18 protein-coding genes are annotated in these 24,473 nt (G+C 44.6%); 16 read left to right on the forward strand and 2 right to left on the reverse strand.

The window, feature by feature from the left end:
* The first annotated feature begins 41 nt into the window (after positions 1–41).
* From purL to ACSLP7_RS11645, 16 genes are all read left to right on the forward strand, one after another.
* Positions 42–3,713, forward strand: coding sequence for a phosphoribosylformylglycinamidine synthase (gene purL, locus ACSLP7_RS11570; protein WP_435579452.1), 3,672 nt, complete (start codon positions 42–44; stop codon positions 3,711–3,713).
* Between the two features lie 118 nt (positions 3,714–3,831).
* The gene (locus ACSLP7_RS11575; RefSeq protein WP_435579453.1) at positions 3,832–5,610 is read left to right on the forward strand and encodes an AMP-dependent synthetase/ligase; all 1,779 of its coding nucleotides are present in this window, start codon (positions 3,832–3,834) and stop codon (positions 5,608–5,610) included.
* A gap of 83 nt (positions 5,611–5,693) precedes the next feature.
* Entirely contained in the window at positions 5,694–6,677 is a 984-nt protein-coding gene (locus ACSLP7_RS11580) for a VPGUxxT family thioredoxin-like (seleno)protein, type 2 (protein WP_435579454.1), read from the forward strand.
* A 92-nt stretch (positions 6,678–6,769) separates the two neighbouring features.
* Complete coding sequence (locus tag ACSLP7_RS11585) at positions 6,770–7,222, forward strand: MarR family winged helix-turn-helix transcriptional regulator (RefSeq protein WP_272833277.1); 453 nt, start codon at positions 6,770–6,772, stop codon at positions 7,220–7,222.
* Positions 7,223–9,631 carry a 3-hydroxyacyl-CoA dehydrogenase/enoyl-CoA hydratase family protein gene (locus ACSLP7_RS11590; RefSeq protein ID WP_435579455.1) on the forward strand — a complete coding sequence of 803 codons (2,409 nt, stop codon included), beginning with the start codon at positions 7,223–7,225 and terminating at the stop codon, positions 9,629–9,631.
* A gap of 3 nt (positions 9,632–9,634) precedes the next feature.
* Positions 9,635–10,825, forward strand: coding sequence for an acetyl-CoA C-acyltransferase (locus ACSLP7_RS11595; RefSeq protein ID WP_435579456.1), 1,191 nt, complete (start codon positions 9,635–9,637; stop codon positions 10,823–10,825).
* Positions 10,826–10,831: 6 nt separating this feature from the next.
* A complete protein-coding gene (locus ACSLP7_RS11600; RefSeq protein ID WP_435579457.1) occupies positions 10,832–12,643 on the forward strand; it encodes an acyl-CoA dehydrogenase family protein in 1,812 nt (603 codons plus the stop codon).
* Between the two features lie 89 nt (positions 12,644–12,732).
* Positions 12,733–13,593 carry a hypothetical protein gene (locus ACSLP7_RS11605; RefSeq protein ID WP_435579458.1) on the forward strand — a complete coding sequence of 287 codons (861 nt, stop codon included), beginning with the start codon at positions 12,733–12,735 and terminating at the stop codon, positions 13,591–13,593.
* 72 nt (positions 13,594–13,665) lie between these two features.
* Positions 13,666–14,289, forward strand: a complete 624-nt coding sequence (locus ACSLP7_RS11610) for a M23 family metallopeptidase (protein ID WP_435579459.1) — start codon at positions 13,666–13,668, stop codon at positions 14,287–14,289.
* 46 nt (positions 14,290–14,335) lie between these two features.
* Complete coding sequence (locus ACSLP7_RS11615; protein WP_435579460.1) at positions 14,336–15,664, forward strand: M28 family peptidase; 1,329 nt, start codon at positions 14,336–14,338, stop codon at positions 15,662–15,664.
* Positions 15,665–17,287, forward strand: coding sequence for a M1 family metallopeptidase (locus tag ACSLP7_RS11620; RefSeq protein WP_435579461.1), 1,623 nt, complete (start codon positions 15,665–15,667; stop codon positions 17,285–17,287).
* Positions 17,287–17,856 (forward strand): YdeI/OmpD-associated family protein, encoded by a 570-nt coding sequence (locus tag ACSLP7_RS11625; protein ID WP_435579462.1) that lies wholly within the window; start codon positions 17,287–17,289, stop codon positions 17,854–17,856. Before ACSLP7_RS11620 ends, ACSLP7_RS11625 begins: the two co-directional genes overlap by 1 nt.
* Before the next feature lie 28 nt (positions 17,857–17,884).
* Positions 17,885–21,169 (forward strand): amidohydrolase family protein, encoded by a 3,285-nt coding sequence (locus ACSLP7_RS11630; RefSeq protein WP_435579463.1) that lies wholly within the window; start codon positions 17,885–17,887, stop codon positions 21,167–21,169.
* 9 nt (positions 21,170–21,178) lie between these two features.
* Positions 21,179–21,475, forward strand: a complete 297-nt coding sequence (locus ACSLP7_RS11635; RefSeq protein ID WP_435579464.1) for a hypothetical protein — start codon at positions 21,179–21,181, stop codon at positions 21,473–21,475.
* Entirely contained in the window at positions 21,472–22,128 is a 657-nt protein-coding gene (locus ACSLP7_RS11640; RefSeq protein ID WP_435579465.1) for an ATP-binding cassette domain-containing protein, read from the forward strand. The genes ACSLP7_RS11635 and ACSLP7_RS11640 overlap by 4 nt, the downstream gene beginning before the upstream one ends.
* A gap of 110 nt (positions 22,129–22,238) precedes the next feature.
* Complete coding sequence (locus ACSLP7_RS11645; protein ID WP_435579466.1) at positions 22,239–22,616, forward strand: LysM peptidoglycan-binding domain-containing protein; 378 nt, start codon at positions 22,239–22,241, stop codon at positions 22,614–22,616.
* A 48-nt stretch (positions 22,617–22,664) separates the two neighbouring features.
* On the opposite strand, the gene ACSLP7_RS11650 is transcribed toward ACSLP7_RS11645, so the two are convergent.
* Positions 22,665–23,393, reverse strand: coding sequence for a LytR/AlgR family response regulator transcription factor (locus ACSLP7_RS11650; protein ID WP_435579467.1), 729 nt, complete (start codon positions 23,391–23,393; stop codon positions 22,665–22,667).
* Positions 23,393–24,472 carry a sensor histidine kinase gene (locus tag ACSLP7_RS11655; protein ID WP_435579468.1) on the reverse strand — a complete coding sequence of 360 codons (1,080 nt, stop codon included), beginning with the start codon at positions 24,470–24,472 and terminating at the stop codon, positions 23,393–23,395. The genes ACSLP7_RS11650 and ACSLP7_RS11655 overlap by 1 nt, the downstream gene beginning before the upstream one ends.
* Position 24,473 lies beyond the last annotated feature (1 nt).

A 24,473-nucleotide genomic window follows, 5' to 3' on the forward strand; every position in this document is an offset into this window, starting at 1 on the left:
CGTACCTTTGCATTGCAATTGTACGTTAATCCGGCCGTATTATGATTCATTTTTTTGGCGATGCTACCACCGTTTTCGCCGTTCAAGCTACTTCTGACTTTCAAGAATCTGACCTGCAAAAATTAACCTGGCTTTTTGGCAACCGATCTCGAATCGAGGGTGCTGCCGTTAGCGGTAATTTTATTGGTCCAAGAGCTGCCATGGTAAGTCCGTGGAGCACCAATGCTGTAGAGATTACCCAGAATATGGGGCTTTCAGGCATCATTCGAATTGAACAGTATGAATCTGTAGCAGACAATTTTGAAGATTTTGACCCCATGTTAAGTCAAAAATTCAACAGCTTGAATCAGGATTTGTTCACCATTGACATCCAACCGGAATCCATCAAAGAGATCACAGACATTGCTGCTTTTAATGCCAGCGAAGGTTTGGCCTTGAGTGATGACGAGATCCAATACTTAGAAGAACTGGCTGATCGTTTGGGCAGACCGCTTACCGACAGTGAGGTCTTTGGGTTCTCGCAAGTAAACAGTGAACACTGCCGCCACAAGATCTTCAACGGTACTTTTGTGATTGACGGCAAAGAGCAAGACAGCAGTTTATTCAAACTGATCAAAAAGACTTCAGAAACACACCCGAACAAGATCGTTTCTGCTTACAAGGATAACGTGGCCTTTATTGATGGACCAAAAGTTACCCAATTTGCGCCAGAGCGTCCTGAGGTTCCTTCCTACTACCAACAAGAGGACTTTGAATCTGTGATCTCGCTCAAAGCAGAGACCCACAACTTCCCAACTACTGTAGAACCGTTCAACGGAGCTGCCACAGGTTCTGGTGGAGAGATTCGCGATCGTTTGGCCGGAGGGCAAGGTTCTTTGCCGTTAGCTGGAACCGCAGTGTATATGACGGCCTACTCTCGCCTGAACGAGACACGCCCCTGGGAACAAGAGATTGATGCCAGAGATTGGTTGTATCAAACGCCTTTAGACATTTTGATCAAGGCTTCAAACGGAGCTTCAGATTTTGGGAATAAATTTGGACAACCTCTTATTGCGGGGTCTGTCCTGACTTTTGAGCATGAAGAAGATGCTCGCATTCTCGGCTTCGACAAGGTGATCATGTTGGCCGGTGGAATCGGTTATGGAAAAAAATCACAGGCTATTAAAGCCACGCCGTCCAAAGATGACGAGATCGTTATTCTAGGAGGTGAGAATTACCGCATAGGTATGGGAGGTGCAGCAGTTTCATCCGCAGATACCGGAGCCTTCAGTAGCGGTATTGAACTCAACGCAATTCAACGCTCCAATCCAGAAATGCAAAAGCGTGCTGCAAATGCCATCCGCGGTATGATCGAAAGCAAAGACAATCCAATCGTTTCCATTCACGATCACGGAGCTGGTGGCCACCTGAACTGTCTCTCTGAATTGGTTGAAGAAACTGGAGGACATATAGATCTTGACGCACTACCAGTAGGAGACCCTACCCTATCGGCTAAAGAATTGATCGGTAATGAGTCTCAAGAACGTATGGGCTTGGTCATTGGTAGTGAAGATGCCGATATACTGAAACAGGTAGCAGATCGTGAGCGTTCTCCCATGTATAAGGTGGGGAAAGTTACCGACGACCATCGATTTAAATTTGAAGGCAGCAAGTCAGGCCAAAAGCCAATGGACTTTATGTTGAGCGATATGTTTGGAAGCTCGCCAAAGACCATTATGGAAGATCAGCGAATCGATCAAGATTTCAACGCGATCTCCTATGACCCAGCTGCTTTAAAACAGTATGTTTTTGAGCTAATGCGCTTAGAAGCGGTTGCCTGTAAAGATTGGCTAACCAACAAAGTAGACCGCTGTGTGAGCGGACGTGTAGCCAAGCAACAATGCGCAGGACCTTTGCAATTGCCTTTGAATAATTGTGGTGTGATGGCGCTAGATTACAAAGGTAAAGAAGGAGTCGCCACGGCGATTGGTCATTCCCCGGTAAGCGGTTTATTAAACCCAGCTGCAGGAAGTCGCAACTCCATAACAGAATCATTGACCAATATTCTTTGGGCACCAATCCAAGACGGTCTAAGTGGAGTTTCACTTTCAGCAAACTGGATGTGGCCTTGTAACAACCCTGGAGAAGATGCACGCTTGTATGAAGCCGTAAAAGCGGTTTCCGACTTTGCAATTGAACTGGGAATCAACGTACCTACCGGAAAGGATTCCCTTTCCATGAAACAGAAATACAAAGACCGCGAAGTTTTGTCACCAGGAACGGTGATCATTTCTGCCGCGGGTCACTGTGATGATATTACTAAGGTTGTTGAACCTGTCTTGCAGAAAAAAGCTGGCAGTGTGTACTACATCGACTTTTCAAAAACTGCAGCTGCCTTGGGCGGTTCCTCCTTTGCTCAGACACGTTCTGCCTTAGGAAAGACACCTGCGGATGTGGCAGACGCGGCTTATGTAAAAACAGCCTTCAACACCCTTCAAGAGTTGATTAGAGGAAATCAGATCGCTGCGGGCCATGATATTGGTTCTGGTGGATTGATCACTACTTTGGCCGAAATGTGTTTTGCCGATCGCGATTTGGGAGCCGATGTGGACTTAAGCGATTTAAACGCTGCTGATTTTGCTACGGCACTCTTTGCTGAAAACTGCGGAGTTGTAATTCAAGCTGCGAACAACGACTCTTTTGAGAGCGCTTTGAACAAGGCTGGTATTTCATTTGTGAAACTTGGGTCAGTTCTTCAAACTGCACAATTAAATGTGAACTTTAAAGGAGATTCCTTGAGTTTTGACATAGACGAATTACGCGATGCTTGGTATGAGACCTCTTACCTTTTGGACCGTGAACAAAGTGGAGCTGACAACGCCAAGGAACGTTTTGACAATTATAAAAAGCAACCGCTGAGTTTTGAATTCCCTGCGGATTTTACCGGAGCACTTCCTGAGATCGATCCGGCGAAGCCTAGAATCAAAGCAGCCATCATTCGTGAAAAAGGCTCTAACAGTGAGCGTGAAATGGCAAACGCCATGTATTTGGCAGGTTTTGACGTAAAGGACGTTCATATGACCGACCTGATCAGCGGACGCGAAACCTTAGAAGATATTCAATTCATTGGCGCTGTAGGAGGCTTTTCCAACAGTGACGTATTAGGCTCTGCCAAAGGATGGGCTGGCGCCTTCCTTTACAACGAAAAGGCCAAAGCTGCGTTGGATAATTTCTTCACCAGAAAGGACACCCTATCTTTAGGAGTGTGCAACGGATGCCAGCTATTTGTGGAACTCGGCGTGATCAATCCAGACCACGATGAGAAACCTAAGATGCTTCACAATGAAACGGGTAAGTTTGAATGTAGCTTTACTTCTGTGACCATTCAGGAAAATCCTTCGGTAATGCTTGCAGGACTTGCAGGAAGTACTTTGGGAATCTGGGCTGCTCACGGTGAAGGTAAATTTGCTTTGCCTAAAGCAGAGTCCGCTTACAACATCGTTGCCAAATACGGTTATGAAGGACTTCCGGCAAATCCAAACGGTTCTGACTACAACACGGCCATGATGTGTGATAATAGCGGACGTCACTTAGTGATGATGCCTCACTTGGAACGCTCTACCTTCCCTTGGAACTGGGGACATTACCCAGCAGATAGAGACGACAAAGTGACTCCTTGGCTACAAGCCTTCGTAAATGCACGCGAGTGGCTAGAGCAAAACATGGAGGGCTAAACACCTAGTTTTTAGTGGATCGTCAATTTACCCACGCCTTATAAAGGTGCATTTAAGGGTATGGCAAAAAATGGCTGTATTTTTTTGTAATTTGCAAGAAATCTAGCAGAAACGAACTATGACAGAAATTAAGAGACTCTTTGACTTCCCCTATTACCAACTGGAAAACCTGCCGCGCGAGGATGCGCTAGTGACCAAAAAAGCCGGCAACTGGACAAAAACATCAACCCAAGAATACGTAGATCAAGCCAATGCCATTAGTCGTGGTTTGCTGCGTTTGGGAGTAGACAGTGGTGATAAAGTCGCTTTGATCTCCATGACCAATCGCACCGAATGGAATATTTGCGATATTGGAATCTTACAACTCGGTGCTCAGGATGTGCCGATATACCCAACCATCTCAGAAGAAGATTACGCTTACGTACTCAATCACAGTGAATCTAAGTATTGTTTTGTTTCCTGCCAGGAGGTTTTGGAGAAGATCAATAAAATCAAAGATCAAGTTCCTACTCTAAAAGGAGTATACTCTTTTGACAGTATTGACGGTTGTGATAATTGGTCTAAAGTTTTAGAACTCGGAGCCGATGATTCCAATCAGGCGGAAGTTCAAAAACGCATGGACGCGGTAAAGGAATCTGACCTTGCCACCTTAATATATACCTCAGGAACAACTGGAAAGCCTAAAGGAGTGATGTTGAGTCATAGCAATATTGTGAGCAATGCTATCAATAGTTCAACCCGCTTACCGATAGTTCAAGGATCTGCTAAAGCCTTGAGTTTTCTACCGGTTTGTCATATCTACGAACGTATGCTGATGTATATGTATCAATACACGGGTACGGGGATTTATTTTGCTGAGTCGCTGGAGACCATCAGTGACAACTTAAAAGAAGTACAGCCGCAAGTGATGTCAGCGGTTCCGCGTCTGTTAGAAAAAGTATACGACAAGATCATTGCTAAAGGTACTGACCTTACCGGAGTGAAAAAGAAATTGTTCTTCTGGGCTGTATCATTGGGCCTTCAATGGAAGCCTTATCGCGCCAACGGCGGATGGTATGAGTTTAAGTTGGGAATTGCCCGTAAACTCATCTTCAGCAAGTGGCAAGAAGCTCTTGGAGGAAATCTGCAAGCTATTGCCTCAGGTTCTGCTGCGTTGCAACCGCGTTTAGCACGTGTCTTCAACGCTGCTGGCTGCCCTGTTTTTGAAGGCTATGGTCTTACTGAGACTTCTCCTGTGGTTTCCGTGAACGATATGCGTAACGGTGGACTCCGAATTGGAACCGTTGGTAAAGTATTGCCAGACACCGAAGTGAAGATCGCAGAAGACGGCGAGATCCTCGTTAAAGGACCTCAGGTAATGATGGGATATTATAAGGATCCTGAAAAATCTGCAGAAGTTTTAAAAAACGGCTACTTCCACACCGGTGATATTGGAGAAGTAGATGCTGATGGATTCTTAAAGATCACGGATCGCAAGAAGGAAATGTTCAAAACATCCGGAGGAAAATACATTGCGCCTCAGCTTATTGAAAATGTGATGAAGCAATCGCGCTTTATTGAGCAGATTATGGTTATTGGTGATGGAGAGAAAATGCCGGCGGCATTTATTCAACCGAATTTTGAATTCATTGCCGATTGGAATGAGCGCAAAGAAAAAGGCCTACCAGCTGACCCATCCGCTTTGATCAAAGAAGCTAAGCTCATCAAACGCATCCAAAAGGAAGTGGACAAATACAATCAACGCTTCGGGAAATGGGAGATGATCAAAAAGTTTGAGCTGACTCCAGAAGTTTGGAGTATAGAAGAAGGACACCTCACTCCTACTATGAAAATGCGCCGAAAAGTGATCAAAGAAAAGTATATGGACCTTTATAATAAGATCTACGACAAAGCATAAATTTAAATTGTAGTGTAAGGACTTGCTCCTTGTTTAAGACTCAATAAAGGTGTGGAACGTTCTGCGCCTTTATTTTTTTATCTATGAGAAAGTTTTTTTTAGTACTGCTGATGAGTCTGGGCAGTCTCCCCTATAGTTTTAGCCAAACCCGTACCGAAGCCTTTAATCAGAATGTAGAACTCGGCGCCATCAGCTGGTACCGCGACTACGATGAAGCCTTAGCTGCATCCAAAGCAGAGCACAAGCCAGTTTTGATATTATTTCAAGAAGTTCCCGGTTGTGCCACCTGTAGAAACTATGGCAACAATGTGCTTTCTCATCCGCTGCTCACAGAAGCTATAGAAAATGAATTCATCCCCTTAGCCATCTTCAATAACAAAGGGGGAAAAGATGCTGCTGTACTTAAAAAATACCGCGAACCCAGTTGGAACAATCCGGTGGTTCGTATTGTCAATGAAAACGGTGAGAATCTTGTGAATCGCATTGCTGGAAATTATACAGCCTTAGGGTTGTATCAAGGAATGCAAAAAGCATTGCTTAAAGAACAAATAACACCACCAGCATATATGGAGATTCTAGCTGAAGAACTGCAACTGCGCCCAGACAATACCAAACAAGCGGTTTACAGCATGTATTGCTTTTGGTCTGGAGAAAAAGCTTTGGGCTCTTTAGCCGGAGTGGTGAAAACGGAGGCTGGTTTTTCAGGCGGACGTGAGGTAGTAAAGGTTACTTATAATAAGGATGAGATCTCCAAAGATGCCATTGATGCTTTTGCCCAACGCAACAGCATCAACCCAATTATTGGTAATGCAAAATTCCGCGCAGCGCTCAATGATGAAGACTATTACCTGCAACGCTCCTTATACCGTTACTTGCCGTTGAGCGAAGTACAACGCACCAAGATCAACAGCTTAATTGGGCAAGGCATAGACCCCACGTATATCTTAAGCCCTTCTCAGGAACGCTGGTTGCAGCTCATCAAGAATAAAACGATTGCCAAAGAGAATCGTTCTGAAAATTCTTTCAAAACAGAATTCCTAGACCTAAAGCGCGTCCACTCCTTATAACCTAGGTCTGCAAGCTGCTGAATATCTTTTTAGAAATATTTATTATGCATGCATAGTATTTTTCATTATCTTTGGGATGAAATTTTATCCAAATGAAGGAAAAGACCATTGACTATATTTTGCGAGCCACCTGGATGGCTGTTGCCAAAATGTATAATGAAGAAGCCGGTAAAAAGGGTTCGACTATGGCAACGGGATTTGCGCTAATCAGCATAGATCCTGAAGAAGGAACTCCCTCTACGGCCCTAGGACCCAAAATGGGCATGGAAGCTACTAGCCTTTCTCGCACCTTAAAAACCATGGAAGAAAAAGGTTTGATAGAACGCAGACCCAACCCATTAGACGGCCGTGGTGTTTTAATTCATTTGACGGATTTTGGACGAGAAATGCGCGATTACTCCAAACAAGTTGTGATCACTTTTGATGAAGCTGTAAAAGAAACTGTAAACAAGGAAGACTTTGCAACCTTTATGCGTGTGGCCAACAACATCCTAGAACTCATTCAATCAAAGAAAATATACAACGACAAAAAAATTGTATCCTAAATGGCAAAACGTACCATTAATAAAGTAGCAGTCATTGGCTCCGGGATCATGGGAAGCGGAATCGCTTGTCATTTTGCCAATATTGGAGTTGAAGTTCTGCTTTTAGACATAGTTCCACGCGAACTCAACGAAAAAGAACAAGCCAAAGGCTTAACCTTAGAAGACAAGGTAGTTAGAAACCGCATGGTTAATGATGCCTTGACTAAGGCTATCAAGTCTAAGCCAGCTCCGCTTTATCACAAAAGCTTCGCCAGCAGAATCACAACTGGAAACTTAGAAGACGATATCGCTAAAGTCAGCGAGGTAGATTGGATTATTGAGGTGGTTGTAGAACGTCTGGACATCAAAAAGCAAGTCTTTGAGAATCTGGAGAAATATAGAAAACCAGGAACGCTTATTACCTCAAATACTTCAGGTATCCCGATCAAATTCATGAGTGAAGGGCGCAGTGAGGATTTCCAAGCGCACTTCTGTGGAACGCACTTCTTTAACCCTGCGCGTTACTTGAAACTCTTTGAGATCATTCCTGGACCTAAGACCAATCCAGAGGTTTTGGACTTCTTGAACGGATACGGAGAACAGTATTTAGGCAAGACCTCAGTAGTTGCCAAAGACACCCCGGCATTTATCGGGAACCGCATTGGGATCTTTAGCATTATGAGCTTGTTCCATATGGTTAAGGAAATGGACCTGACCATTGAAGAAGTTGACAAATTGAGCGGACCGGTAATTGGTCGTCCAAAATCTGCCACTTTTAGAACGGTAGATGTTGTGGGGCTTGATACACTTGTGCACGTAGCCAACGGAATTGCAGACAACTGCCCGGATGATGAACGCAAACCACTTTTTGTTTTGCCCGATTTCATCAACACTATGATGGAAAATCAGTGGTTAGGAAGCAAGTCCGGACAAGGGTTCTACAAAAAAGTAAAGAAAGAAGACGGTTCTAGCGAGATCCTTTCCTTGGATCTAAACACCTTGGAGTACCGCGCTAAAAAACGCGCCTCTTTTGGCACTCTAGAATTGACAAAAAGCATTGATAAAGTCATTGATCGTTGGCCAGTTTTGGTCGGTGGAAAGGACAAGGCTGGTGAGTTCTACCGCAAGACCTTGGCGGCACTTTTTGCCTATGTTTCTCACCGCGTACCAGAGATCACGGATCAGCTTTATAAAATTGATGACGCCATGAAGGCAGGATTCGGATGGGAACACGGGCCTTTCCAGATCTGGGATGCCATTGGTGTAGACAAAGGTTTAGAATTCATTGCAGCAGAAGGATTAGAAGCAGCTGCTTGGGTTCAAGAAATGCGAGACAGCGGAAGCTACAGCTTCTACTCTGTAGTTGATGGAGCTACTTATAGCTATGATCGTGACCAAAAGTCTCAGCAAAAAATTCCAGGACAGGATGCCTTTATCATCTTGGACAACATCAGAAAATCCAAAGAGGTCTTTAAAAACAGCGGCGTTGTTGTTGAAGATCTAGGCGATGGAATCCTCAACGTAGAATTCCAAAGCAAGATGAATACCATTGGTGGTGATGTTCTAGCCGGATTAAACAAGGCCGTAGACATTGCAGAGAAGGATTTTGATGGATTGGTGGTTGGAAACCAGGCGGCAAACTTCTCTGTAGGCGCCAATATTGGGATGATCTTTATGATGGCTGTAGAGCAGGAATATGACGAGCTCAACGCTGCTATTAAATACTTCCAAGACACGGTAATGCGCATGCGTTATTCTTCCATCCCAACAGTAGTTGCTCCTCACGGAATGACACTTGGTGGAGGTTGTGAATTGTCGCTACACGCTGATATGGTTGTAGCCGCTGCGGAAACCTATATCGGACTCGTTGAGTTTGGTGTGGGTGTGATCCCTGGAGGTGGTGGTAGTAAGGAAATGGCGCTTCGTGCAGCAGACACCTTCCACAAAAATGATGTGGAACTCAACGTATTGCAGGAGTATTTCTTGACCATTGGTATGGCAAAAGTAGCTACCTCTGCATATGAAGCCTACGATACCGGAATCCTTCAAAAAGGAAAAGATATCGTAGTGGTTAACAAAGACCGCCAATTGGCAACCGCTAAAGCTTATGCCCGTATTATGGCAGATCGCGGCTACACCAAGCCGATCCAACGTACAGATGTAAAAGTACTTGGAAAGCAAGCCTTAGGTATGTTCTTGGTAGGTACAGATTCTATGGAAGCTGGACGCTACATCAGTGAGCACGATAAGAAGATCGCCAACAAATTGGCCTATGTAATGGCTGGTGGAGATCTTTCAGAGCCGCAACGTGTTAGCGAACAATACTTGCTCAATCTGGAACGTGAAGCCTTCCTATCTCTTTGTACAGAGCGCAAGACGCTGGAGCGTATTGAGCATATGTTGAAAAAGGGTAAACCATTAAGAAACTAGAAGATGAAAACAGCATATATAGTAAAAGCATATAGAACCGCCGTGGGGAAAGCGCCTCGCGGACTGTTCCGATTTAAGCGTCCGGACGAACTGGCAGCAGAAACGATTGAGTACATGATGAAGGAGCTGCCGGAACTGGACAAAACCCGTATAGACGACGTTATTGTTGGAAATGCAATGCCAGAGGCAGAACAAGGCTTGAACATGGCGCGTTTGATCTCTTTGATGGGATTAAAAGTAGAGGATGTTCCTGGGGTAACTGTAAACCGCTACTGTGCATCTGGAATTGAAACAATTGCCATGGCAACAGCTAAGATCCAAAGCGGTATGGCCGATTGTATCATTGCCGGTGGGGCGGAAAGCATGAGCTACATTCCAATGGGTGGATACAAACCTACTCCAGATTACGGCCTAGCCAAGAACGGAAACGAAGATTACTACTGGGGAATGGGATTGACTGCAGAAGCTGTGGCCGATCAGTTTAAAGTATCCCGAGAGGATCAGGATGAGTTTGCTTACAACTCCCATCAAAAAGCTTTGAAAGCACAGGCTGAAGGGCGTTTTGACGATCAGATTGTTCCTATAGAAGTGAATCACACTTTTGTGAACGCTGCAGGTAAAAAAGAAACCAAGAGCTATACTGTAAACAAAGACGAAGGCCCAAGAGCAGATACTTCTTTGGCGGTTTTAGGAAAGCTGCGCCCGGTATTTGCTGACGGCGGAAGTGTGACTGCTGGTAACTCTTCTCAAATGAGTGATGGAGCCGCTTTTGTGATGGTGATGAGCGAAGAAATGGTAAAGGAATTGAACTTGGAACCCATTGCGCGCATGGTAAATTTTGCCGCTGCGGGTGTAGAGCCGAGAATTATGGGAATTGGTCCGGTAAAGGCAATTCCAAAGGCTTTAAAGCAAGCGGGCTTAAAGCAAGAAGACATTGACTTAATTGAACTCAATGAAGCCTTTGCTTCTCAATCTTTAGCCGTGATTCGCGAGCTGGGATTGAATCAGGAGATCATCAATGTGAACGGTGGAGCTATTTCTCTCGGACATCCACTGGGATGTACAGGAGCTAAACTGAGTGTGCAACTCTTTGATGAGATGCGCAAACGCGATATGAAAGGCAAGTACGGAATGGTAACCATGTGTGTGGGAACCGGTCAAGGTGCTGCAGGTATTTACGAATTTTTAAACTAAGAAGGCATGGAAACAGTAGACAAGCAAGATATTATTCGAGGAGGTCAGTTTATCGTAAAAGAGACCTCTTGCCAGGACGTATTTACTCCAGAGGATTTTTCTGAGGAGCAACAAATGATGAAAGAATCTGTAAAGGAATTCGTTGATCGTGAAGTATGGCCTAAGAAAGAACAATTTGAAAAGAAAGACTATGCCTTGACAGAGTCTGTAATGCGCAAAGCGGGAGAGCTAGGGTTCTTAGGAGTAGCTGTACCAGAAGAGTACGGTGGATTAGGAATGGGATTCGTCTCTACCATGTTGGTGTGTGATTACATCTCTGGAGCTACAGGATCTGTGGCAACTGCCTTTGGAGCGCATACTGGGATTGGAACCATGCCAATTACCCTTTATGGTTCTGAAGAACAAAAACAAAAATATGTGCCGCAATTGGCTATGGGTGAGGTTTTCGGAGCTTACTGTTTGACCGAGCCAGGAGCTGGATCTGACGCAAACTCTGGAAAAACCAAAGCCGTTCTTTCAGAAGACGGATCACACTACTTGATCTCGGGTCAAAAAATGTGGATCTCTAACGCCGGTTTTGCTTCCACCTTTATTGTATTTGCTCGAATTGAAGACGACAAGAACATCACCGGTTTCATCGTTGAATACGATCCGGAGAATCCAAACGGAATCACTTTAGGAGAAGAAGAGCACAAGCTCGGAATTCACTCCTCTTCTACCCGTCAGGTATTCTTTAATGAAACTAAGGTTCCTGTTGAGAATATGCTATCGGAACGCGGAAACGGCTTTAAGATCGCCATGAACGCTTTGAACGTAGGGCGAATCAAATTGGCGGCTGCTTGTTTGGATGCGCAACGCCGTGTAATTGGAGAAGCAGTGAAATACGCCAATGAGCGTGTACAGTTCAAGACTCCTATTATGAACTTCGGAGCCATTCAGGCTAAGATCGCAAACATGGCTACTAGTTGTTATGTTGGAGAGTCTGCGAGTTACCGCGCGGCTAAGGATATTGAGAACCGAATCAACATCCGCCTGGAAGATGGGAACACCCACCAAGAAGCTGAGCTTAAAGGTGTGGAAGAATTTGCCATTGAGTGTTCCATTTTGAAAGTTGCTGTGTCTGAAGACATTCAGAACTGTACGGATGAAGGGATCCAAGTTTTTGGAGGAATGGGCTTTAGCGCCGATACACCAATGGAATCTGCTTGGAGAGACGCCCGCATCTCTAGAATCTATGAGGGTACCAACGAGATCAACCGTATGTTGGCGGTTGGGATGTTGGTCAAAAAGGCCATGAAAGGACATGTTGACCTATTAAACCCAGCAATGGCTGTGGCTAATGAGTTGACTGGAATTCCATCTTTTGAAACTCCTGACTACAGCGCGCCAATGAGCGAAGAAAAAGCCATGATCGCCAAGTTGAAAAAGGTATTCCTTATGGTAGCCGGTAGCGCCGTTCAAAAATTTGGACCGCAATTGGAAGAGCACCAACAGCTTTTGATGTCCGCTGCGGATATCCTAATTGAGATCTATATGACAGAATCTGCTGTATTGCGCACCGAGAAGAACATTGAGCGTTTTGGTTTGGATTCTCAAACGGAGCAGATCGCGATGACGCAATTGTACTTATACGATGCTGTGAACATTGTAAACGATAAGGCCAAAGAAGGGATCATCTCTTTTGCTGAGGGCGATGAACAACGCATGATGCTAATGGGTCTTAAGCGTTTCACTAAATATCAAAACAATCCTAACGTGGTGGCTTTGCGCAAGCAGATCGCTGCCCGCGTTGCCAAGGATAACGATTACAGTTTTTAAATTAGGGTTTTAATTATTGTGATAGAGCCGCCCTGTTGGGGCGGCTTTTTTTTGGCTTCGTTTTTGCTATCTTTATGCAAACAACACTCATGAATCGCATACTATACCTACTCACGCTTTGTGGAAGTCTTGCTTTTGGACAAACCAATCCGGATGTTTTTATTGCCAGTATTGACATGGATGAAGAAGGTACCACCATCAATGGTCTACAAAATCTATCCAACGATCCGGGTTATGACAACCAGCCGAGTTTTGGCACGGACAATTTGTTGCTCTATGCCGGAAACAACAACGGACAAACGGATATCTTTCAGATGCACTCGCGTATGGGGCGCAAAATGCTTGCCGGCGGCTCATTAGCTGGTGGAGAATATTCGCCTCAGCTTATGCCAGATGAGAGCGGTATTGCTGCAGTTCGCTTAGACACTACAGGTTTGCAGCGCTTGTATCGTTATGAGCGCAGCGGAAAATCCACAGTGTTGATCCCAGATCTTATGGTGGCATATTTTACCTTCTACGATGCCAATCAGATCGTGGGCTGTTATATTGAAGACGAAACCTTAAACCTTTTTGTACACAAATTAGATGAAGCTAAGACCTATACCTTGCTTAAAGATGTAGGCCGCAGCTTCCATAAAGTCCCGGGACAAAACTCAGTGAGTTATACGGCCACAAATGAACAAGGACAGCAAGATGTATATCTGTTGGACATGGACAGTTTGGAAAGCTTTTTTGTGACCCAACTACCCATTGGAGTTAATGATTATGCCTGGCTGAATGATTCTCAATTGATCGTGGGGAGTAACAGCAGTTTATTTGTATATGACACCTTTGACAAAAAGGACTGGGAAAAATTTGCGGATCTAGACGCTAATGTGATCACAGACATCAGTCGCCTTGCTGTGAGTCCTTCAGGAACACGAATCGCCTTGGTTGGGATCCCGAAATAGTAAATAATTATAACCGTTTACCAGCAGCGCTATTAATTGTTAGAGATTCGTTTTATCAGAAACTAACTAACAATGATTCAAAGACTAACAATAACATGTTTAGGCCTCCTGCTGCTTAGCTGCAGTAAAAGAGATCCTGTTCGAGAGGTAAGAATACCCGAAGTTGATTTTGAGCTCACCTCTTGTGGCCAAGCCAATTACCCAGAATGGTCCACATCACCCTATGTCCTTCCCTATCCCGTCGGCAAATCTTATAATATTGGATTGACGCATTGCAGCAGCAGTTTTCATGCTGACGGAGAACCGGATCAATTTGCTGTAGATTTTGATATGAGTATTGGAACCTTGGTTACCGCAGCCAGAGCCGGGCGGGTTATCCATATAGAAGAAAGTGGCCAAGACGGCAATTTCCCCAACAATTTGGTGGTGGTCCAACACAGTGATAACACCTTTGCCCAATACATGCATCTTACTCAAAATGGAGCCATTGTAGAACTGAATGATCTGGTGGTTCAAGGCGATTCCATTGGTTTTAGCGGATCCACTGGTCTAGCAGGTTATCCACATTTACATTTTATTGTCACTGGCGGCGGATGGACCTTCCCTTACCTTGGTCTTCCCGTGAACTTTAGAAATACGACACCAAACCCCACCCGATTGACCAGCGGAATTATGTACAGAGCCGAACCGTATTAACATCTTTTCTGAATCTTTTTGGCTAATTTTAGGCAAAAAGACCACAATGCGGAATTCTACCCTGCTTTTGCTGCTTCTAAGCAGTATTTGTTATGCCCAGCAAGACCCTAGAATGTATGATATCATCGATGCAGTATCTGAAGACAGAATACGGCAAGACGTCAGAACCCTCGCGGATTTTGGAACGCGACACACCTTGAGCGACACCCTTTCTGAGACTCGTGGAATTGGTGCAGCTAGACGTTGGATCAAAAGTGAATTTGAAAAAACCTCTGCTTCTTGCAACGGTTGTTTGGAGGTGTTTTATCAAAGCGATTTTGTGCCCAAAGGAGATAATCAACGCATTGTAAAAGATGTCAATGTGGTCAATGTAGTGGCCATTCAACGCGGAACCAAATACCCCAATCGGTTCATCATCATGAGCGGGGATATAGATTCTCGTGTAAGTAATCCCAATGATTTTACTTCGGACTCCCCTGGAGCCAATGACAATGCCACAGGAATGGCTGGTGCCTTAGAAGCAGCGCGTGTGCTTTCCAAATACAGCTTTGAAAACAGCATTATTTATGTGGGTCTTAGCGGTGAAGAACAAGGCCTCTACGGAGGAAAAGGCCTAGCGGCTTATGCCAAAGAGAAAGGCTGGGAGATCATTGGAGTCTTTAACAACGATATGATTGGAAACATCACTGGAGTTGACGGCGTGATTGACAACAGAACCTTCAGAATCTTTAGCGAGCCCTATCCACCGGAGCCAGATGCACGCAGATTACGTGCCATGCGTTTTTACGGTGGAGAAGTTGATGGGATCTCCCGTCAATTAGCTCGTTATGTGTATAAAACCACCAAAACCTATATGCCGGAGATGAATCCGATGATGGTTTATCGCTTGGATCGCTTTGGTCGTGGTGGACATCACCGTCCCTTTAACGATGCTGGATTTGCGGGTATCCGTATCATGGAAGCCCATGAGAATTACACCCAACAGCACCAAGACATCCGAGTGGAAGACGGCATAGCCTACGGAGATACTTTTGAACATGTGAATTTTCCCTACGCCAAAAAGCTCACCGCTGTAAACGCCATAAACTTAGCAAGCTTGGCTTGGGCGCCACCCGCACCTAAAGAAGTTGGTATTGGCGGAATTGTAGAGGCCAGTGCCCGTTTAGAATGGTCTGCCGTTGAAGGCGCTGTAGCCTATAAGATCTACTGGCGAGACACTACATCACCGACTTGGGACAATGCCCGAATTGTTACAGAAGGCACCAGCGCAACCTTAGATGGCATTGTTATTGACAACTATTTCTTCGGAGTTGCAGCCGTTGGAGCCGATGGGCACGAAAGTGAAGTTGTATTTCCCAATAAAATTATTCGTTAGATGAATTATCGTTTTCTTTTTTTACTGCTGATCTGCAGCATTTCTTTTGGTCAAAATTATACCCGTCAAGATTCTTTAAGAGGACAAATCACTGCCGAGCGCGCTTGGTGGGACTTACAGCATTACCAGCTGGATGTCACCGTAGACATTGACAACCAAAGCCTTTCGGGCTTCAATACTATCACCTATAAAGTGTTGGAAAACGCAGATCGATTGCAACTTGATCTGCAAGAACCCATGCGAATTGATAAGGTTGTTCAAAATGGAAAAGAGCTCGAATGGACCTCAGAAGGCATTGCCCATTTCATTCAGCTTAAAAAGAAAATGAAGCCGGGCAAAGAGGAAAAGCTCACCGTTTACTTTAGTGGAAACCCGCGTATCGCAAAAAATCCACCTTGGGATGGCGGTTTTGTCTTTACCCAAGACAGCAACGGGAAGCCGTTTGTGGCCAATGCCAATCAAGGAATTGGCGCCAGTATTTGGTGGCCCAATAAAGACCATCCTTATGATGAGCCCGATCAAGGCACCATTATTAGCGTAACTACACCCAAAGACCTTATGGACGTCTCTAACGGCCGGTTGATCAAAGTGGACAGCACAGCGACGACCAAGACCTGGACTTGGCAAGTAGTGAATCCCATCAATAACTACGGGATCAATATCAATATTGGAGATTATGTGCATTTTGGAGAAGATTACGCCGGAGAAGCCGGAAAACTGGATGTAGACTATTATGTTCTCAGAGAGAATGAAGCCAAGGCCCGCAAACAATTTGAACAAACTATAGGAATGTTAGAGGCCTTTGAACATTGGTTTGGCCCCTACCCCTTTTATGAAGACGGATTCAAGCTGGTGGAAGCTCCTTACTTGGGGATGGAACATCAAAGTTCGGTTACCTATGGCAATGGCTATAAGAATGGTTATCGCGGATATGATCTCTCTGGCAGTGGTTGGGGAATGGAGTTCGATTTTATCATTATTCACGAAGCTGGTCACGAATGGTTTGCCAATAATATTACCAACAATGATGTGGCGGATATGTGGGTGCATGAAGGCTTCACCGCATACAGCGAAAACCTCTATTTGGATTATCATCACGGACTTCAGGCTGCAACCGATTATGTGGTCGGAACACGAAAGATCATCATGAATGACTTACCTGTGATTGGAGATTATGGTGTTCGTAACTCGGGCAGTAGCGATATGTACTACAAAGGTGCCAATATGCTTCACACTTTGCGTATGCTTATAGAAGATGATGAACTCTGGCGCAAGATTCTCAGAGGCTTGAATGAAGACTTTAGACATCAAACTGTGAGTAGCAAACAGGTAGAAGATTATATCAGCAAAGCCACTGGCAAAGACTTATCGGCCTTCTTCAATCAATATTTGCGCACCACCATGATTCCAAATCTGGAACTCGCGATAGATGGAGATCAATTGAAGTATCGCTACACCAACATAGTAGACGATTTTGACATGCCCGTGATCATGATGCTGAACGATCAAGAAAAATGGATCTTTCCCAACAAAGACTGGCAAACTGAAAAATGGGAGGACACAATTAACTTCGTTGGAGTTAAGCGCGATTTTTATGTAGAACCCGTGATGCTTGAAGACTGATGGAAGAGCGTCCGGAACTGTATTTTCCACGCGATGTGGAATGGCGGGATTGGCTGGAGGTCAATCACGGACAGTATCCCAAGGGCATCTACCTCATCTTTTATAAACTGGAGAACAATATACCCACCATGCGCTGGGAAGAAGCCGTACGCGTGGCCTTGTGTTACGGTTGGATAGATTCTACCGTAAAGAGTTTAGGAGGCGGTAAACGACGGCAATACTTCTGCCCGCGCAATCCAAAAAGCAATTGGTCCGCCTTAAATAAAAAGTACATCACAGAATTAGAAGCTGCTGGTCTTATTCATGAAGCGGGTTATAAAATGATTGACCTCGCCAAAGAGACTGGTACTTGGACCGCCATGGACGATGTGGAAAACGGCATCATTCCCCCTGATCTGCAAAAGGCTTTTGATCGCCATCCTATGGCCTTTGAGAACTACAACAACTTTAGCCGTGGTTACAGAAAGAGTTATCTCAGCTGGCTACATAGTGCCAAACGTGAAGAAACTCGGCAAAAACGCATTGCAGAGATCATTGAATTGTGCGCATCCAATATTAAATCGCGCTAAAAGAGTATCTTTAATAAATTTCACTAACATGACGCGATCATTCACGCTAATTTGCCTCTTGTGCGTATCATTCACCTTTGCACAAAAAGAGGATGCTTCATGGGACGTAACCGCTCCTGGAGACGATTTCAATTATAAAACGCACCGCTTTACCACTACTGAGGGTACTTGGATGAATCTGGATGTAAGTCCAGATGGTAAGACCATTGTCTTTGACATGCTTGGCGATATTTACAGCCTCTCAACCAATGGCGGGAAGGCCAAAGTGTTGCGCAGTGGAATTCCTTTTGAAATTCAGCCGCGATTTAGCCCAGACGGAACCAAGATTCTCTTTACTAGTGATGCGGGTGGCGGTGATAATATTTGGGTCATGGATGCTGATGGATCCAACGCTAAACAGATCACCAAAGAAAACTTTAGACTGCTCAACAACGCTGCATGGATGCCAGACGGCTATTCGTTTGTAGCTCGTAAACACTTTACTTCTGGGCGTTCCTTAGGAGCTGGAGAAATGTGGCAGTATCACATCACCGGCGGGAGCGGAATCCAATTGACCAAACGCAAGAACGATCAGCAAGACGTGAATGAGCCTGTGATTAGCCCTGATGGAAAGTACCTCTACTACAGCGAGGACGTTTATCCTGGAGGCTTTTTCCAATACAACAAAGACCCGAATAAGCAGATTTATGTCATTAATCGCTATGAATTTGCCACGGGTAAAACCACTCAGCTTACTGGAGGACCTGGTGGTGCAGCACGTCCGCAGCTTTCTCCAGACGGAACCATGATGGCTTTTGTAAAACGGGTCCGCACTAAATCAGTTTTATACATTCACAACTTAGAGACTGGCGTAGAATACCCAGTATTTGATGCGCTGAACAAAGATCAGCAAGAGGCTTGGGCTATCTTTGGCGTTTATCCAAACTTTGACTGGTTGCCAGACAACAAGCATTTGGTCTTTTGGGCAAAGGGAAAGATCCACAAGCTCAATATTGCAGACCTTAGCCTTTCTGTGATTCCTTTTGAGGCGGATGTAAAACTTGAGTTGGCAGAAACGGTTCATTTCAACACGCCCATTTCTGATAAAGACTTCACCAGTAAAGCTATTCGACAAGCTGTTACCTCACCTGATGGGAAAACGCTTGTTTTTCACGCCTTGGGATATTTATGGACCAAGTCCTTACCTAACGGCACCCCTAAGAGATTAACTCAAGGCACCGATTTCGAGTTTGAGCCAAGCTTCTCCCCAAACGGAAACAGGATCGTTTTCGTTACTTGGAACGACTTAGAAAAAGGTGCCGTTTTTTCCATCCCAACCTCAGGTGGGTCGGCAACGCGACTCACTTCGGAAAAAGCGATTTACAGAACTCCGGCCTACAACAGAGCGGGAACGCAGATCACATTTAGACGAGAAGGTGGCAATACCGACCAAGGATTCACTTATACTAAAGACAGTGGTCTTTACAGTATGAATGCCGATGGGAGCGGAATGAAGAAACTTACCACAGAAGGTGAATATCCGAGCTATAACAGTACGGACAGCCGTATTTATTACCAAACTGGAGGCACCTACTTTGGAAATAACACCAAAAGTTTGCACAGTGTTGATCTCAATGGGCAGGACAAACAAACTCACGTGAGCTCCAAATATGCAAACCGCTTGGTACCGAGTCCAGACGATCAGTGGATCGGGTTTAGCAACTTGCATCGCGCTTATATTGCGCCTTTGGTGCTCAATGGAAAAACCCAAGACCTCACGCCAAACAGCACTAATGTTCCGGTGGTTCAAGTCAGCAAGGATGCTGGGATCAATATACACTGGTCTTCAGATAGTAAAGCTATGATGTGGACTTTAGGTGATGAATATTTTAAAAACGATCTGACTGACAAGTTTGGCTTTATTCCTGGTGGAAAAGAAGAGGCCACTGACATGAGTGAATCGGGCATAAAAATTGGCTTACAACCGGCCGTGGACAAACCCAGCGGTGTTATTGCCTTTACCAATGCTCGAATTATTACGATGGAAGGCGATCAAGTCATAGAAAATGGAACCATAGTCATCAAGGCCAATAGAATTGCTGCTGTTGGAGCAGCTGATGATGTAAGCGTTCCAAGTGGCGCTAAGGTCATGGATATGAGTGGCAAGACCATTATGCCAGGTATGGTTGATGCGCATGCACATCTAGGAGCCTTCCGCTACGGACTCACTACGCAGCAAAACTGGCAACTTACAGCCAATTTGGCCTTTGGTGTAACCACAGCGCATGACCCATCAGCAAATACAGAGACGGTCTTTACCTTATCTGAAATGGTAAAAGCAGGTAATCTTGTTGGACCACGCATCTACTCTACCGGTTTTATCCTTTACGGTGCTGATGGAGATTTTAAAGCGGTGATAAACAGTTTAGACGATGCCAGATCGGCCATAAAAAGAACTAAAGCTTTTGGAGCAACTTCTGTGAAGAGTTACAACCAACCCAGACGTGAGCAGCGCCAACAGGTCATGCAGGCGGCGCGTGAGTTGGGCATCAATGTAGTGCCAGAAGGCGGATCCACCTTCTTCCATAACCTGACTATGGTGATGGACGGACATACCGGTGTTGAACACAACATTCCAATTGCACCAGTTTACAAAGATGTGATTGAACTTTGGAAGAATTCTGGAACAGGATACACCCCGACGCATATTGTAAACTATTCCAGCATGAGTGGTGAATACTACTGGTATCAAACCACCAATGTTTGGGAGAATGAAAAATTGCTGAAATACACACCCAGAAGTGTCATTGACGCGCGTTCCAGACACCGCACTATGATTCCTATGGAAGAATATACCAATGGGCACATCTTGAATTCACAGACCACGACCGCCTTGGCGAATGCTGGGGTAAAAGTAAATATGGGAGCTCATGGACAATTGCAAGGAATGGGCGCCCATTGGGAAACCTGGATGCTTGCTCAAGGAGGAATGACTCCGTTACAAGCCTTGCAGGCGGCAACCATAAACGGAGCAGAGTATATCGGTGCTGGGAATGACATAGGTTCCTTGAAGGTTGGAAAATTGGCGGATCTTTTAATTTTGGATGAAAATCCGTTAGAAGACATTCAAAACACCAACACCATACTATACACCATGGTCAACGGTCGTTTATACGATACCTCAACCATGGATGAAGTTGGGAATTCGCCTAAAAAGAGATTGCCGTTCTACTGGGAACAACCGGGCTATAACCAAGCGTTTCCTTGGCATGAAGAAAGCAACAGCTTCTTAAGACCGGGCTGCGGTTGCCATATTGGACATCAAGCAAACTAGTAATGCATTATGAAATATTGGAGAGCCCTACTCCATTATTATTTTAGTCAACTGATCCCAGGATTGGCCTTATTCTTCTTGAGCTGGGCCTTTATTGATCTGATTTGGGCGATGGGTATTTACATACTCTTTGCGCATATTGTAGGCTATCTCGCTTTTAGATCTTTTTACGCAGAACAGCTCAACTTCTATAATAATCTGGGTTTTACCACAGGACGCTTACTGCTAAATGTCTTTTACATCAACCTAGTACTTTTGGTTGTTTTGGCAGCACTGGTGTCATTAATTCTTTGGGTTTTATTTTGAAGCTGATCGGACTCAATATTACCAAGTCATTCGGCTCCAGTAAAATACTGGAGGATGTTTCTTTGCAAATCAATTCCGGAGGTATTTTTGGATTGTTAGGCCGAAACGGCTGTGGTAAGTCTACACTTTTAAAAATACTTTTTGGAAGCTTAAAGGCAGATTCAGGCTCCTTATACCTCAATCAAGAGGTGTATGAACCCTATCGCAATTTTAAGCAGCAAAAGGTCGCCTATTTGGCCCAAGACGGGATGTATCCGCGGCAACTCAAAGTAAAAGACCTGATACCTATGGTCTCCCCTGATGGAGAGGCCCAGGACCGCATCTTCTATACCCCTGGCATTCATGAGCTCACTAAGAAATGGGTGGGTTCGCTCTCTGAAGGACAACGTACCTATTTAGGGGTTGTACTGTCTTGTTATATGCCGCACCCTGTTTTACTTCTGGACGAACCTTTTTCCATGACCGATCCAAAAACCATAGAACAAATCAAAGTCCTTTTGGAAGAAACTACTAAGCAAAAAGCGGTTCTGATTACTGATCATTACTACCACGATGTCATGGAACTGTGCAGTGAGATCAGAGTCTTACAGCATGGAAAACTTCATGAGATCAAGCAAGAAGACGATCTTAAACGCTTAGGGTACATCCGATAAGATGCAAAAATCCTCCACAAACGGGATATCACATTAAATTTCCATTACCCGTTAGAAATTCCTGCAGTTGATTCGTATCTTTAAAAAAGTAATACTAAACATTAAGAGACATGATCAAGACAAAATATCAAAGTGTACTGGATTTAGGTGAAAAACTAAACATTCAGAACGGAGACGTTCGTGAAGAAGACGGACAACTCAAAGTATGGGGTACAGCTGCTACTCCTTATGAAAAGAACCTATTGTGGGATGAGATCAAGAAGGTAGGCGGAGAAAGCCCTGCAGACATCATGGCTGATATTCAGGTAGCCGATGATTCTGTATACCACCGTCACACTGTGGCTAGCGGAGAATCTTTAAGCAAGATCGCTAAGCACTACTACAAAGATCCAATGAAGTATCAGGCGATTTTTGAGGCCAATACGGACATCCTTAAGAATCCAGATATGATCCACCCAGGACAAGAATTGGTTATCCCTAACCTATAATTGACACTTGAACACTTAAAAAACCGCCTTAGGGCGGTTTTTTTATTTCTAAACGATCAATTTTTTAACGGCTTCTACATAGCCCCGACTCACCCGAACGCTGGCACCGCTCTTGACTGTGATGTCATAGGTTTTACCGTATTTAGCTACTTCTTGAATGGCTTGAAGATTCACCAAAGAAGATCGGTGGACGCGCAAAAATAGCTTGGGATCCAATTTATCTGCCAAGGCACTGATTCCGTAATTGCTTACAAAACTACCCGCTGCGGTGTGCAACTTGGAATAATCACCATAGGCTTCAATCCATTCGATTTGAGCTACCTCAATAGTGATTAGTTTTTTGTTGGAGGATACCAAAACCCGCTCGGGATAATGGGCCGTATCCATAAGTAAAGTGTTAGTAAGTGGCGCCAAGGCTTGCTGCGGATCTGACTTGGTCAAACGTTCCACTGCTACTCTAAAACGATCTTTGGTGTAAGGCTTCAATAAATAATCCACTGCGTGCACTTCAAAGGCCTTTAAGGCGTATTTATCATAAGCAGTAGAGAAAATAATCTGCGGCAGTTCCTCCAAGCGCGTAATCACTTCAAATCCTGTGAGCCCGGGCATTTGAATATCCAGAAACACTAAATCGGGTTTAAAGCGATTGATCTCTTTTACAGCATCAACGCCATTGTTAACCTCAGCTATTACAATGAGATCTGGGTAATCTTCTAAGTATTCGCGAATCAACGAACGCCCTGCCTGCTCGTCATCAACAATAATAACCTTCTGCACTAAATGACAAATTTTATAATGGCTCCTTGAGGTGTATTGTCAAAGATCTCTAATTGTGATTGATACATCTTTTGCAAACGCAGATGCGTATTGGCCAATCCTATTCCTTTGGTAAACGCGGCTTCCTTGTCAGCAATGCCCACCCCAGTGTCGGCTACCTCAAACATGAGCTTCTCCTCTTTTTTAAAGATGCTGATACTGATGGAACCGCCTTCAATTATGCTGGAGAGGCCATGTTTAATGGAATTCTCTACCAGAGGTTGCAGAAGCATCGGCGGAATCTTTTCATCGTACAGAGACTGATCTACGTTAAAATTCAAAGACAGTCTATCTCCATAACGCGCTTTCTCCAAATCTAGATATTTGGTAACAAATTCCAACTCTTCTCCTAAAGTGACCAACTCTTCTTGTGATGCGCGCAGTTGATATCTGAACAAATCAGAAAGTTGCGCGATCATGGTACGTGTCTTTTCTTGACCTGGAGGTACTGAGGCGTTGATGGTATTGAATACGTTGTATAAGAAGTGTGGATTCAATTGGGCTTTGATCGCGGAGAGTTCGCTCTTTAAAGCCGCTTGACGCAATTCTCCTTCTAGTTTTAGTTTCTCCTGATTCTTTCTAAAATATTCATAGGCATGAAAAAATCCGAATTGGATCATATAAAACAGTGCCGGAATATATACATCCCAAACTTCCGCACCTCCTTGCAAATGCCACATGCCCCAGGCTTCACTGAGCTCGTAATAGATAAACTTTGACGCAAACACAAAGATGGGAAGCGTGATAATATGTACCAGCAGGCGTTGATAGAGTCTCCAATCTTTGAGTCCTCTAAAAATCAGCAGCCAGACGGGAATCGTCAATAAAAAGAAAATGGTGTACTGCATCCCTCCGCGGCGAATAAAGGGCACCAATTGAAAAATAGCGTCTTCTGGATCGTTATAACCTGCGCGATTCACCCAAAGGGTAATGTGGTACATCAATGCAAAGAGCATATAAAGCCCAAAGGTGATCAAAATATCTTTGATCCGCACACTTGCTACGGTCCTGTCGTACCAGGCTGTTTTGGTGGTTTCCATG

The sequence above is a fragment of the Gilvibacter sp. genome, from assembly GCF_965601605.1.
Lineage (GTDB): Bacteria > Bacteroidota > Bacteroidia > Flavobacteriales > Flavobacteriaceae > Gilvibacter.